Origin of the sequence: Xanthomonas citri pv. citri, assembly GCF_000961215.1 — a bacterium.
Classification (GTDB): Bacteria; Pseudomonadota; Gammaproteobacteria; order Xanthomonadales; family Xanthomonadaceae; genus Xanthomonas; species Xanthomonas cissicola.
In genome coordinates this window covers 3136834-3150706 of sequence record NZ_CP008998.1, presented here as the reverse complement: position 1 = coordinate 3150706, position 13873 = coordinate 3136834, and the positions used below count along the sequence as shown (strand labels likewise).

General features: G+C 62.1%; 11 protein-coding genes and 1 tRNA gene. All 12 read left to right on the top strand.

What is annotated here, in order from left to right; genetic code table 11:
* The first annotated feature begins 3 nt into the window (after positions 1-3).
* The 12 genes from nuoF (at position 4) to nusA (ending at position 13866) form a co-directional block, all read left to right on the top strand.
* On the top strand, positions 4-1338 hold the full coding sequence (nuoF, locus tag AMD14_RS14145) for an NADH-quinone oxidoreductase subunit NuoF (protein WP_003485551.1): 1335 nt from the start codon (positions 4-6) through the stop codon (positions 1336-1338).
* A complete protein-coding gene (nuoG, locus tag AMD14_RS14140; RefSeq protein ID WP_011051774.1) occupies positions 1335-3569 on the top strand; it encodes an NADH-quinone oxidoreductase subunit NuoG in 2235 nt (744 codons plus the stop codon). The genes nuoF and nuoG overlap by 4 nt, the downstream gene beginning before the upstream one ends.
* Positions 3566-4657, top strand: a complete 1092-nt coding sequence (gene nuoH, locus AMD14_RS14135) for an NADH-quinone oxidoreductase subunit NuoH (RefSeq protein ID WP_045714598.1) — start codon at positions 3566-3568, stop codon at positions 4655-4657. The genes nuoG and nuoH overlap by 4 nt, the downstream gene beginning before the upstream one ends.
* Before the next feature lie 3 nt (positions 4658-4660).
* Positions 4661-5149 (top strand): NADH-quinone oxidoreductase subunit NuoI, encoded by a 489-nt coding sequence (gene nuoI, locus AMD14_RS14130; RefSeq protein WP_003485557.1) that lies wholly within the window; start codon positions 4661-4663, stop codon positions 5147-5149.
* A gap of 4 nt (positions 5150-5153) precedes the next feature.
* Positions 5154-5816 carry an NADH-quinone oxidoreductase subunit J gene (locus tag AMD14_RS14125; protein ID WP_011051772.1) on the top strand — a complete coding sequence of 221 codons (663 nt, stop codon included), beginning with the start codon at positions 5154-5156 and terminating at the stop codon, positions 5814-5816.
* Complete coding sequence (gene nuoK / locus AMD14_RS14120; protein ID WP_005914274.1) at positions 5813-6118, top strand: NADH-quinone oxidoreductase subunit NuoK; 306 nt, start codon at positions 5813-5815, stop codon at positions 6116-6118. The genes AMD14_RS14125 and nuoK overlap by 4 nt, the downstream gene beginning before the upstream one ends.
* Positions 6119-6125: 7 nt before the next feature.
* A complete protein-coding gene (nuoL, locus tag AMD14_RS14115; protein WP_011051771.1) occupies positions 6126-8270 on the top strand; it encodes an NADH-quinone oxidoreductase subunit L in 2145 nt (714 codons plus the stop codon).
* Between the two features lie 20 nt (positions 8271-8290).
* On the top strand, positions 8291-9793 hold the full coding sequence (locus tag AMD14_RS14110; protein WP_011051770.1) for an NADH-quinone oxidoreductase subunit M: 1503 nt from the start codon (positions 8291-8293) through the stop codon (positions 9791-9793).
* A 33-nt stretch (positions 9794-9826) separates the two neighbouring features.
* The gene (gene nuoN, locus AMD14_RS14105) at positions 9827-11287 is read left to right on the top strand and encodes an NADH-quinone oxidoreductase subunit NuoN (RefSeq protein ID WP_011051769.1); all 1461 of its coding nucleotides are present in this window, start codon (positions 9827-9829) and stop codon (positions 11285-11287) included.
* Positions 11288-11485: 198 nt separating this feature from the next.
* Positions 11486-11562, top strand: a tRNA-Met gene (locus AMD14_RS14100).
* A gap of 197 nt (positions 11563-11759) precedes the next feature.
* Positions 11760-12350, top strand: coding sequence for a ribosome maturation factor RimP (gene rimP / locus AMD14_RS14095; RefSeq protein WP_011051768.1), 591 nt, complete (start codon positions 11760-11762; stop codon positions 12348-12350).
* 4 nt (positions 12351-12354) lie between these two features.
* Entirely contained in the window at positions 12355-13866 is a 1512-nt protein-coding gene (gene nusA / locus AMD14_RS14090) for a transcription termination factor NusA (protein ID WP_011051767.1), read from the top strand.
* Positions 13867-13873 lie beyond the last annotated feature (7 nt).

Sequence of the window (13873 nt, the reverse complement as noted above, 5' to 3'; positions counted from 1 at the left end):
GACATGGCACATCATCACGCACCCTCAGGCCCGGTCGGTCCGGCGCCGCAGCCGCATCAGGTCGTCTACACGACCTTGCACTACGACACTCCGTGGTCGTATGAGAGCTATCTGAAAACCGGTGGCTACGCCGCGCTGCGCAAGATCCTCGAAGAGAAGATCCCGCCCGCCGATGTCATCGAGATGGTCAAGGCGTCCAACCTGCGCGGCCGTGGCGGCGCAGGCTTCCCGACCGGGTTGAAGTGGTCGTTCATGCCCAAGGGCACGATGCAGAAGTACATCCTTTGCAACTCGGACGAATCCGAGCCGGGCACCTGCAAGGACCGCGACATCCTGCGTTACAACCCGCATTCGGTGGTGGAGGGCATGGCGATCGCCTGCTACGCCACCGGTTCGACCGTGGGCTACAACTACCTGCGTGGCGAATTCCACCACGAGCCGTTCGAGAACTTCGAGCTGGCGCTGGCCGACGCGTACGCCAACGGTTGGTTGGGCAAGAACATCCTCGGCAGCGGCGTGGATATCGACATCTACGGTGCGCTGGGTGCCGGCGCCTACATCTGCGGCGAAGAAACCGCATTGATGGAGTCGCTGGAAGGCAAGAAAGGCCAGCCGCGCTACAAGCCGCCGTTCCCGGCGAATTTCGGCCTGTACGGCAAGCCGACCACCATCAACAACACCGAGACCTACGCGTCGGTGCCGGCGATCATTCGCAACGGCCCGGAGTGGTTCCTCGGTTTGAGCAAGACCAAGAACGGCGGCCCGAAGATCTTCTCGGTGTCCGGCTGCGTGCAGAAGGGCGGCAACTTCGAGGTGCCACTCGGCACCACCTTCGACGAACTGCTGGAAATGGCCGGCGGGCTGCGCCCGGGTCGCAAGCTCAAGGGTGTGGTGCCCGGCGGCGTGTCGATGCCGGTGCTGAAGGCCGACCAGGTCGCGGGCCTGCAGATGGACTACGACACCTTGCGCGCGCTCGGCACCGGTCTGGGTTCGGGTGCCATCGTGGTACTGGACGACAGCGTCTGCTGCGTCCGCTTTGCCTGCCGCATCTCGCAGTTCTTCCACAAGGAATCCTGCGGCCAGTGCACCCCGTGCCGCGAGGGCACCGGCTGGATGCACCGCGTGCTGGAGCGCATCGTCGCCGGCAAGGCCACGATGGAAGACCTGCATCAGCTGCGCACCGTCGCCGGCCAGATCGAAGGCCACACCATCTGTGCGTTCGGCGAAGCGGCGGCATGGCCGATTCAGGGCTTTCTGCGCCAGTTCTGGGACGAGTTCGAGTACTACATCGTCAACGGTCGTTCGATCGTCGATACGCAAGTCGGAGTGGCTGCATGAGCGCCCAACCAGTGAACCCGAACGTGCCACCGGACCATGTCACCGTCGAGATCGACGGGCAATCCCTGGTGGTGCCGAAGGGCTCGATGATCATCCAGGCGGCCGACAAGGCCGGCATCCCGATCCCGCGCTTCTGCTATCACGAGAAGCTGCCGATCGCGGCCAACTGCCGCATGTGCCTGGTCGATGTCGAAAAGTCGCCCAAGCCGTCGCCTGCCTGCGCCACGCCGGTGATGGACGGCATGAAGGTCACCACGCGTAGCGAGAAGGCGCTGAAGTACCAGCGCAGCGTGATGGAGTTCCTGCTGATCAACCACCCGCTGGACTGCCCGATCTGCGATCAGGGCGGCGAGTGCGAGCTGCAGGACGTCTCGCTCGGCTATGGCCGTTCGGTGAGCCGGTTCAACGAGCGCAAGCGCGTGGTGCCGGACGAGGACATCGGTCCGCTGGTCGCCACCGAGATGACTCGCTGCATCCAGTGCACCCGTTGCGTGCGTTTCACCGCAGACATTGCCGGCACCTATGAGCTGGGTGGCATGTATCGTGGTGAGAATCTGCAGATCGGCACTTACGACGGCAAGCCGCTGACCACCGAGATTTCCGGCAACGTCATCGACGTCTGCCCGGTGGGCGCGTTGACCAACAAGGTATTCCAGTTCCGCGCACGTCCGTGGGAACTGATGGCGCGCGAATCGCTGGGCTATCACGATGCGATGGGCTCGAACCTGTTCCTGCACGTGCGTCGTGGCGAAGTGCTGCGCACCGTGCCGCGCGAGAACGAAGCGGTCAACGAATGCTGGCTGTCCGACCGCGATCGTTATTCGCACCAGGGCCTGTATGCCGAAGACCGTGCGGTCAAGCCGCTGAAGAAGGTCAACGGGCAGTGGACTGAAGTGAGCTGGGCCGAAAGCCTGGCCGCTGCCACGCAAATCCTGCGCGAAAACGCCGGCGATTCGCTTGGCGTCCTCGTGCATCCGTCCACGTCCAACGAAGAAGGCGCATTGCTCGCACGTCTGGCCGAGGGTCTGGGCAGCGGCAATCTGGACCACCGTCTGCTCAACCGTGATTTCTCCGACGCTGCGGTGGCCGAAGCCTTCGCCACGCCGCTGGCCGAGATCGAGCAGGCCGATGTGGTGGTGTTGTTCGGCACCAATGTGCGACACGAACTGCCGTTGCTGCACGCACGTCTGCGCAAGGCGCAAATCCAGAACCGTACGCAGATTCATTCGGTCAACCCGGTCGACTTCGATTTCGCCTTCGTCCAGGCAAGCCGCACCGTGGTGGCGCCCTCGCAGTTGGCGGATGCACTGAGCGATGCGGCGCTGCGCGATACGGTCAAGGCTGCAAGCCGCGCCGCGATCGTGGTGGGCGCGCTGGCCGAAAATCATCCGCAGGCTGCCGCGTTGCGCGCGGCCGCACGCGATTTTGCTGCCGCAACCGGCGCGTCGCTGTGCCGCATCCCGCAGGGCGCCAATGCCGTCGGTCTGGTCTCGCAGGGCGTGCTGCCCACCGCGCGCGGTGTCGCCGGCATGCTGGCCCAGCCGCGTCAGGCCTACGTGCTGTATGGCATCGAGCCGGGCCTGGATTTTGCCGACGCCGCCGCTGCACGCAGCGCGCTGGCAGGTGCCAAGGTGGTTGCCTTCAGTCAGTTTGCCTGTGCGTCGACGCGCGATGTGGCCGATGTAATCCTGCCGATCGGTGCGTTGCCGGAAATCGATGCATCGCTGACCAATCTCGATGGTCGTGTGCAGACTGCACGCGCTGCCGGCCGCTTGCCGGTGGAAGCGCGCGAGGGATGGCGCGTGCTGCGTGCACTTGGCGGTGAACTGGGTCTGGCCGGTTTCGAATTCATCGACCTGGTCGGTCTGCGCGCCGGCATGCAGAACCGCAGCGTGACGCCGACGACGTCGGCGCAGCCAGCGGCCGCCAGCGACGGGCTGGAAGTCGCTGCAACTGCGGCGATCTACCGCACCGACGCGGTGGTGCGTCGGGCTGCCGCGCTGCAGTCGCATCCGCTCAATATTGCGCCGTGCGTGGCGATGCATCCGGAGCAGGCGACGCAGTTGCAGGTCCAGGCTGGTCAGATGGTCAAGGTCGGTACCGATGCCGGTAAGGCGACGTTGCCGGTGGTGCTGGACAAGCGCGTCGCACCGGGCACGGTGTGGATCGAATCCGGCCATGGTGCAACCGCACCGCTCGGTGCCGGTCGTGTAACGGTGGTGGCTGCATGAACGAATTGCTGTTGAACCTGGTCGACCCGTTGCACCAGTGGTTCCTGGGACTGGGCGATGGCGGCGCAGTGCTCTGGTCGGTATTGAAGATCCTGCTGATCGCCGTGCCGGTGATCGTGACGGTGGCCTTCTACGTGGTCTGGGAGCGCAAGCTGATCGGCTGGATGCACGTGCGCCACGGGCCCATGTACGTGGGTATGGGCATCTTCCAGGCCTTCGCCGACGTGTTCAAACTCCTGTTCAAGGAGATCGTGCAACCGGCCAGCTCGCACAAGGCGATGTTCATCATCGCACCGCTGCTGACACTGGCGCCGGCCTTCGCCGCGTGGTCGGTGGTGCCGTTCGATGCGAAGCTTGTGTTGTCCAATGCCAACGTCGGCCTGCTGTATCTGCTGGCGATGACCTCGCTGGGCGTGTACGGCATCATCCTGGCCGGCTGGGCGTCGAACTCGAAGTACGCCTTCCTGGGCGCGATGCGTTCGGCCGCGCAGGTGGTCAGCTACGAAATTGCGATGGGCTTTGCGCTGGTCGGTGTGATGATTGCCTCCGGCAGCGTCAACCTGAGCCAGATCGTGTTCGCTCAGGCCGGCAATTCCGGCTTCTTCGACTGGTTCCTGATTCCGCTGTTCCCGTTGTTCATCGTGTACTGGGTTTCTGGCGTCGCCGAAACCAACCGCGCGCCGTTCGACGTGGTGGAAGGCGAATCGGAAATCGTCGCCGGTCACATGGTGGAATATTCGGGCGGTGCGTTCGCACTGTTCTTCCTGGCCGAATACGCCAACATGATCCTGGTCAGCTTCCTGATCTCGATCTTCTTCCTCGGCGGTTGGTTGAGCCCGATCCAGGGCTGGGTCAATGCGGACATTTCGCCGTGGATCGACTGGTTGTGGAAGGGCGGCTGGCCGTGGCTGCTGATGAAGGTGTTCTTCTTCGCCAGCGCCTATATCTGGTTCCGCGCCAGCTTCCCGCGTTACCGCTACGACCAGATCATGCGTCTGGGCTGGAAGGTCTTCATTCCGCTCACGATCGTGTGGATCGCAGTGACGGCGTTGATGGTGTTTTACGGCGTGATCCAGAAGGGCGTGTAATCGATGAACAAGATCACCCATTACTTCAAGAGCCTGCTGCTGCTCGAATTGCTCGGCGGTTTGTGGCTGACGTTGAAATACACGTTCAAGCCCAAGTACACCGTGCTGTACCCGATGGAGAAATTCCCGCAGTCGCCGCGCTTTCGTGGCCTGCACGCGCTGCGCCGCTATCCCAACGGCGAAGAGCGTTGCATCGCTTGCAAGCTGTGCGAAGCGGTGTGTCCGGCGCTGGCGATCACCATCGACTCGGCCAAGCGCGAAGACGGCACCCGCCGCACCACGCGCTACGACATCGACCTGTTCAAGTGCATCTTCTGCGGCTTCTGCGAGGAAAGCTGCCCGGTGGACTCGATCGTCGAAACGCACATCCTCGAGTACCACTTCGAGAAGCGTGGCGAAAACATTGTCAACAAGCCGCAGCTGCTGGCGATCGGAGACCGGTTAGAAACCGAGATCGCCGAGCGTCGCGCTGCCGATGCCGCCTTCCGTTGAGGTCATGATGGACTGGGTCACTATTGCTTTCTACGCCTTCTCCGCCGTCGCGGTCGTGTCCGCCGGTGCGGTGATCAGCGTGCGCAACCCGGTGTACGCCGTGTTGTGCCTGATCCTCACGTTCTTCTCGATGGCATGCATCTGGTTGCTGGTCGGGGCCGAATTCCTCGGCGTGACCCTCGTGCTGGTCTACGTCGGCGCGGTGATGGTGCTGTTCCTGTTCGTGGTGATGATGCTGGACATCGATACCAGCCGCTTGCGCGAGGGTTGGGTCAAGTACATGCCGCTCGGCGTCATCGTGGCGGTTGCCATGCTCGCGCAGATGGTCACGCTGATCGGTGTCAAGGCGCGTAGCGCCACGCCGTTCCCTGCAGACAACGCAGCTGCGCAAGCTGCAGACAGTTCCAACCTGACCTGGTTGGCCAAGAGCCTGTACACCGAATTTCTGCTGCCGTTCGAATTTGCGGCGGTGATCCTGACGGTGGCGGTGGTGGCTGCAGTGATGCTGACCCTGCGCAAGCGCACTGGCATCAAGTTGCAGAATGCCGGCGAGCAGTCGCGGGTGAAGGCGGGCGACCGTCTGCGCATGGTCAAAATGGCGGTTGAAAAGCCGGTACAGGTTGCGCCGCAGATCGACGCGGCCGACGGACAGGAGGCGAAGTCTTGATTACCTTGGGCCACCTGCTTGGATTGGGCGCGGTGCTGTTCTGCATCTCGCTGGCCGGCATCTTCCTCAACCGCAAGAACGTCATCGTGCTGCTGATGTCGATCGAGTTGATGCTGCTGTCGGTCAACGTCAACTTCATTGCGTTCTCGCGCGAGCTTGGCGATACCGCCGGTCAGTTGTTCGTGTTCTTCATTCTGACGGTTGCCGCTGCGGAGGCTGCGATCGGCCTTGCGATCCTGGTGACTCTGTTCCGCACGCGCCGCACGATCAATGTGGCCGAAGTCGATACGTTGAAGGGCTGACCTGTAGATGGAAATCACTCTCTCCAAGAGTCTGTTGATCGCGGTGGTGCTTGCACCGCTGCTCGGCAGCATCATCGCCGGCCTGTTCGGGCGCCAGGTCGGGCGCAAGGGCGCGCAGTACGTCACCATCCTCGGTGTTGCGGTGAGCTGCGTGCTGTCGTGCGTGACGCTGTATCAGCTGGTCGAGCAGGGCGCCAGCCCGTTCAACCAGAACCTCTACACGTTCTTTGATGTCGGCAATTACTCTGCGCATGTCGGCTTCATGGTCGATCGCCTGACCGCAATGATGATGGTGGTGGTGACCTTCGTGTCGCTGCTGGTGCACATCTACACCATCGGCTACATGGAAGAAGATCCGGGCTACCAGCGCTTCTTCAGCTACATCTCGTTGTTCACCTTCTCCATGCTCACGCTGGTGATGAGCAACAACTTCCTGCAGCTGTTCTTCGGCTGGGAAGCGGTGGGTCTGGTGTCGTACCTGTTGATCGGTTTCTGGTTCAAGCGTCCGACGGCCGTGTTCGCCAACATGAAGGCGTTCCTGGTCAATCGCGTCGGCGACTTCGGCTTCATCCTCGGTATCGCCGGTGTGCTGTTGTGGTTCGGCTCGCTGGATTACTCCACCGTGTTCGCCAATGCGACCACCATGGCCGGTGCCAAGGTGCAGCTGTTCGCGGGCCACGAATGGAGCGTGATGACGCTGATCTGCATCTGCCTGTTCATCGGTGCGATGGGCAAGTCGGCCCAGGTGCCGTTGCATGTGTGGCTGCCGGACTCGATGGAAGGCCCCACGCCGATCTCGGCGCTGATCCACGCAGCAACGATGGTGACCGCCGGCATCTTCATGGTGGCGCGCATGTCGCCGCTGTTCGAACTGTCGGAAACGGCGTTGAACTTCATCCTGTTCATCGGTGCGACCACGGCGTTTTTCACCGGCCTGATCGGTATCGTGCAGAACGACATCAAGCGCGTGGTCGCTTACTCCACGCTGTCGCAGCTGGGTTACATGACGGTGGCATTGGGCGTGTCGGCGTATTCGGCAGCCGTGTTCCACCTGATGACCCACGCCTTTTTCAAGGCACTGCTGTTCCTGGCTGCCGGCTCTGTGATCATCGGCATGCACCACGAGCAGGACATGCGCAAGATGGGTGGCCTGCGCAAGTACATGAAGGTGACCTACTGGACCAGCGTGATCGGTACGCTGGCACTGGTCGGTACGCCGTTCTTCTCTGGCTTCTACTCGAAGGACACCATCATCGAAGCGGCCGCGCATCATGCGCATGAGTCGCATAACTGGGTCGCAACCTATGGCTACTGGGCCGTGCTCGGCGGCGTACTGGTGACCAGTTTCTACAGCTTCCGTCTGCTGTTCCTGACCTTCCATGGAAAGGAGCGTTTCCGCGACGCCCATGCGCACGACGTGCATTCGCATCACGACAGTGCGCATACCGATGCCGAAGCGCAGGTTCACTCGCACGATGCGCATGCCCACGACGATCACGGACATGGTCACCATGGCGCCCACGAGCCGCATGAGTCCAAGTGGGTGGTAACGCTGCCGCTGGTCTTGTTAGCAATCCCCTCGATCGCGATCGGCTTCTTCACGATCGGTCCGATGTTGTTCGGGACGGACTGGCAGGGCCACCATGCAGTGCACGCCATGAAGGGCCAGGCAGTTTCGTTCTTCACTGGCATCGTCGATTTCTACGATCCGGCACGCGATACCGTTGGTGCGTTGGCCGAAGAGTTCCATGGTCCGGTCGCATTCGCACTGCATGGCATGCTGGCCGCTCCGTTCTTCCTGACGGTAGCCGGGCTGTTGCTGGCAGCGCTGTTCTACCTGTGGAAGCCGGAACTGGCCACCAAGTCGCGCAAGACATTCGCGCCGATCGTGTGGTTGCTGGAAAACAAGTACGGCTTCGACAAGCTCTGGATCAATGGCTTCGCCGGTGGTGGCGTTGTGCTTGGCAAGGCGTCACGTGCAGTCGATACCCATGTGGTCGACGGCGCTGTCGTCAACGGTTCTGCCCGACTGATCGACCTGGCTGCAAATCTGCTGCGTCGCACGCAATCCGGTTTCCTCTATCACTACGCCTTCGCAATGATCATCGGTTTGATCGCCTTGTTGGCGGTACTGATGCATTTCTGGCGTTGACCTGTACGGAATAAGAAAACGTGTCGAACTGGCCTTTACTGTCTATCTTGATCTGGCTGCCGATTATCGGTGGCGCCCTGATCCTTGCGTTGCGCAACGCCGAGACTGCCCGCTGGGCGTCTTTGGCGGTAGCGGTGGCGACCTTTGCGCTGAGTCTGCCGCTGCTGGGCTACGACACGGCCAATGACGCCATGCAGTTCATCGAACTGCATGCCTGGATCCCGGCTTATAACATCGGCTACAACCTGGGCGTGGATGGCATCGCGGTCGCGTTGATCGTGCTGACCACGCTGGTGACGGTGCTGGCCCTGATGGGTGCCTGGCGCTCGATCGACAAGCGCGTCAATCAGTACGTCGCTGCCTTCCTGATCCTGGAAGGTGTCACCGTTGGCATCTTCGCCGCCACCGACGCGATGTTGTTCTACGTGTTCTTCGAAGCCATGCTGATCCCGATGTTCCTGATCATCGGTGTCTGGGGCGGCCCGCGGCGCATCTACGCGGCGATGAAGTTCTTCCTGTATACCTTCCTTGGCTCGGTGCTGATGCTGGTGGGCCTGGTGTATCTGTATTTGAAGGGCGGCAGCTTCCAGCTCGCCGATCTCTACGCGCTGCAGCTGACCGCCAAGGAACAGACCTGGATCTTCTTTGCGTTTCTGATCGCCTTTGCGGTCAAGGTGCCGATGTTCCCGGTGCACACCTGGTTGCCGGACGCGCACGTCGAGGCGCCGACGGCCGGTTCGGTGATCCTGGCGGCGATTGCGTTGAAGATCGGCGGCTACGGCTTCCTGCGCTTCAACCTGCCGATCGTGCCGGATGCGAGTCATGAGTTCGCCTGGCTGGTCATCACGCTGTCGCTGATTGCGGTGATCTATGTCGGCCTGGTGGCGTTGGTACAGGACGACATGAAGAAGCTGGTGGCGTATTCGTCCATCGCGCACATGGGTTTCGTCACGCTCGGTACCTTTATCGCCTTCACTTTGGTGCGCGAGTATGGCAGCACCGATGCTGCCCGTCTGGGCCTGCAGGGCGCGATGGTGCAGATGATTTCGCACGGTTTCGTATCCGGTGCGATGTTCTCATGCATCGGCGTGCTCTACGACCGCATGCATACCCGTCGCATCGCCGACTACGGCGGCGTGGTCAACGTGATGCCGTGGTTCGCCACGTTCTCCATGTTGTTCTTCATGGCCAATGCCGGCTTGCCTGGAACGAGTGGCTTTGTCGGCGAGTTCATGGTCATCCTGGCCAGCTTCCAGAAGCATCCGCTGGTTGCCTTCGCTGCAGCCACCACGCTGGTGATCACCGCGGCGTACACACTGTGGCTCTACAAGCGCGTGTTCTTCGGCGAAGTGGCCAATGCACACGTGGCCGAGCTGAAGGACATCAATGGCCGCGAAGCGTTCGTGCTGGGGGTGTTCGCCGCCGGCGTGCTCGCCCTGGGCCTGTATCCGAAGCCGCTGACCGATCTGATGGAACCCTCGATCGCCAAGCTGGCAACCCAGATTGCCGCGACCAAGCTCTGACCGCTCGTACGTTTTGATTTCCAGGATTTAATGATGACCACGCCAACGCTCGCGCCGTTGACCACCGCTGACCTGGCTCCGCTCGTACCGGAGCTGGTGCTGATCGGCGGCGCCTTCGCACTGCTGATGCTCGACCTGTTCGTGAGCCAGCGGAACAAGGTCTGGACCCACCTGTCCTCCGTTGCCGTGCTTGCCGTGGTGCTCGTGTTGCTTGCGACCGGCACGGGCGGGCAGGGCGATATCTTCAACGGCATGTTCGTCCGCGACACGGCGGCCGATGTCATGAAGACCGTGATCGTGCTGGTCAGCGGGCTGAGCCTGGTCTACGGCTGGACCTACCTGCGCGAGCGCAATCTCTACCAGGGCGAAATCCCGGTATTGGTACTGTTCGCCACCGCCGGCATGATGTTGCTGGCATCGGCCGGTAGCCTGCTGATGGTGTATCTGGGTCTGGAGCTGCTGGCGCTGTGCTCCTACGCACTGGTCGCCTCCAACCGCGACAATGGCCTGGCCACCGAAGCGGCGATGAAGTATTTCGTCCTGGGCTCGCTCGCGTCGGGTCTGCTGCTGTACGGCATGTCGCTGGTCTACGGCGCCACCGGTACGCTCAGCCTGGCCGGCATCCATGATGCGATCGAAGGCTCCAACGAGCGCACGTTGCTGCTGACCGGCACCATCTTCATGATCGCCGGCGTCGCCTTCAAGCTCGGTGCTGCGCCCTTCCACATGTGGCTGCCCGACGTGTATCAGGGTGCGCCTGCACCGATCGCGTTGTTCATCAGCTCGGCGCCCAAGCTTGCAGCGTTCGGTATGGCCTATCGCCTGCTGGAAGTCGGCATGGGTCCGTTGTCGCCGCAGTGGCATCTGCTGATCGGCGGCTTGTCGGCGGTGTCGCTGGTGGTCGGTAACCTGATGGCCATTGCGCAGAGCAACCTCAAGCGCATGCTCGCGTACTCGACGGTCTCGCATATCGGCTTCCTGCTGATGGGCGTGGCTGGCGGCGGGGAAGAAGGCTACGCGGCCGCGATGTTCTATGCGGTCAGCTACACGATCATGTCCACCGCTTCGTTCGGCGCCATCATCGCGCTGTCGCGTAACGGGTTCGAAGCGGAAAACATCGACGACTTCAAGGGACTCAACGCGCGCAATCCGTGGATGGCTGGCCTGGTGCTGTGCATCATGGCGTCTTTGGCAGGTATCCCCCCGTTCCTCGGTTTCTGGACCAAGCTGGCGGTGCTGGGCGCGGCAGTGAAGGGCGACATGCTGTGGCTGGCGTTGGTCGGCGTGATCTGCGCAGTGATCGGCGCGTACTACTACCTGCGCGTCATCAAGGTCATGTACTTCGACGAGCCGGTAGGCGAGCCGTTGCCGGCCAATAACGATCGTGTGCTGGGTACCGTGCTCGGCGTCAATGCGCTGGCCCTGCTTGCACTTGGCCTGGCCTGGAGTCCGATCATGGTGTGGTGCCAGCGCGCGTTCGCCGGCCTCGCGTAAGGCCTCTACGCAACGCTGGGTCTCGCAGTGCCACATCGTGTGGTTGGCATCGCACTGAAATAAACCGTGTTTACTGTTTCGTTTTTGTTGCATTGCGGGTATTATTCGCCGCGACGTTGAACAGCCGCCACGCTGTCCAACAGATGAAAAACTAGGGCTTGCAATTGTTGCTCAAGTTCTTCATAATTCCGCTTCTGCTGCGGGGTGGAGCAGTCTGGCAGCTCGTCGGGCTCATAACCCGAAGGTCGCAGGTTCAAATCCTGCCCCCGCTACCAAGTTTCGAATTGTTGCTTCATCGCAGTGATTCAGCTTCTTGGATCGTAAGGACGCATGTTCCCGTCTTTACGCCGACCCTGAGAGGTCGGGCTTTTTTCACGCAAGGGGCCCATCGGGCCCCTTGTTTTTTCCGGAACCGGAAAGTTTGCTGCCGGTTGCCGGGGTTCTACTGGCAATCATCTGATCAGGGCAGTCTGTGAGCGAAAAAGCGACCGAAATCGCGAATCTGCTGAGTCCAACGGTTGAGTCCCTGGGCTTGGAACTGCTGGGCGTGGAATATCTTCCCGCTCCAGGCGGCGCCACTTTGCGCCTATATATCGATGTGCCGCTGGCCGAACAGCCCGAGCGTGTCATCAATGTCGACGACTGCGAGCGCGTGAGCCGTGAAGTCTCCGCTCAGCTCGACGTCGAAGACCCGATCAGCGGCAACTACACGCTTGAAGTGTCATCTCCGGGTGTGGATCGTCCGCTGTTCACGCTTGAACAGTTCGCGCGCCACACCGGTGAGTCGGCAAAGATCGTCTTGAAGCTGGCGCAGGATGGTCGGCGCCGCTTCCAGGGCCAGATCCTGCGCATCGATGCCGAGGCAGCTGCGGTGGTGTTCGCCGTCGATGGCAAGGACGTGCAGATCGGCTACGACAATATCGACAAAGCGCGCATCGTGCCGGATTGGGTTGCGCTGGGTCTGGCACCGCAGAAACCGAACAAGCCCGGCCCGAAAAAACCCGGGCACGAAAAGAAGAAACCATCCAACGAGTCGGCGGCTGGCAAGCCGCGCGCGGAGTGACGAAATGAGCAAGGAACTTTTGCTGGTAGTGGATGCGGTCGCCAACGAGAAGGGCGTGCCGCGCGAGGTGATCTTCGAAGCGATCGAGGCCGCACTGGCTTCCGCAGCGAAGAAGCGCTATCCCGACCAGGACGTGCTGGCCCGCGTCACCATCGATCACAAGGACGGTACTTACGAAACCTACCGTCGCTGGGAAGTGGTTGCCGATGATGTGGTGATGGAATCCCCTGACCGCCAGGTGCGTCTGATGGATGCCATCGACGAAGCCGATGGCGTGGAAGTGGGTGATTACATCGAAGAACAGATCGAGAATCCCGACTTCGGCCGTATCGCCGCGCAGGCCGCCAAGCAGGTGATCGTGCAGCGTGTGCGCGAGGCCGAGCGTCAGCAGGTGGTGGATGCGTGGAAGGATCGTGTGGGTGAGTTGATCACCGGCGTGGTCAAGCGCGCAGAGCGCGGCAATATTTTTGTCGATCTTGGCGGCAACGCCGAAGCCTTCATTCCGAAGGACAAGGGCATTCCGCGCGACGTGCTGCGTCCCGGCGACCGCGTGCGCGGTTATCTGGCCGAAGTGCGCTCCGAGCCACGTGGCCCGCAGCTGTTCGTCAGCCGTGCCGCACCGGAATTCATGATCGAACTGTTCAAGCTCGAAGTGCCGGAGGTCGGCCAGGGCCTGGTCGAGATCAAGGCTTGCGCACGCGATCCGGGCGACCGCGCCAAGATTGCCGTGATCGCGCACGACGCCCGCACCGACCCCATCGGCGCATGCATCGGCATGCGCGGTTCGCGCGTGCAAGCGGTGTCCAACGAACTCAATGGCGAGCGCGTGGACATCGTGTTGTGGAACGAGAACCCGGCCAACTTCGTCATCAACGCAATGGCGCCTGCCGAAGTGCAGTCGATCATCGTCGATGAAGACAAGCACTCGATGGACCTGGCCGTGGCGGAAGACCGCCTTGCGCAGGCGATCGGCAAGGGCGGCCAGAACGTGCGTCTGGCCAGCCGCCTGACCGGTTGGCAGCTCAACGTGATGACCGCCGACCAGGTGGCCGCCAAGTCCGAGGCCGAGCAGGCCGCGGCGCGCCAGCTGTTCATGGACCGCCTGGAAGTGGACGAGGAAATCTCCGCGATCCTGGTCTCCGAAGGTTTCAACACGGTCGAAGAAATCGCCTACGTGCCGGTCGGCGAGTTGCTGGCGGTGGAGGGCTTCGACGAAGACATCGTTGAAGAACTGCGCGCCCGTGCCCGCGATGCGCTGCTGAACGCCGCGCTGGCCGAGGAGGAGGGCCTGGAAGGAACTCAGCCCACCGAGGACCTGCTGGCGCTGGAGGGGATGGACGAGGAAACGGCCTTTGCGCTGGCCGAGCACGGCGTGCGCACCAGCGAGGACTTGTCCGACCTGGCAGCGGACGAGATCGTCGACTTCGGCATTGAGGGCATGACCCAGGAGCGCGCTGCGGCGCTGATCCTGGCGGCCCGCGCCGAGGAGATCGCCCGTTTGGAGCGCGGCGAATGAGCCGGCA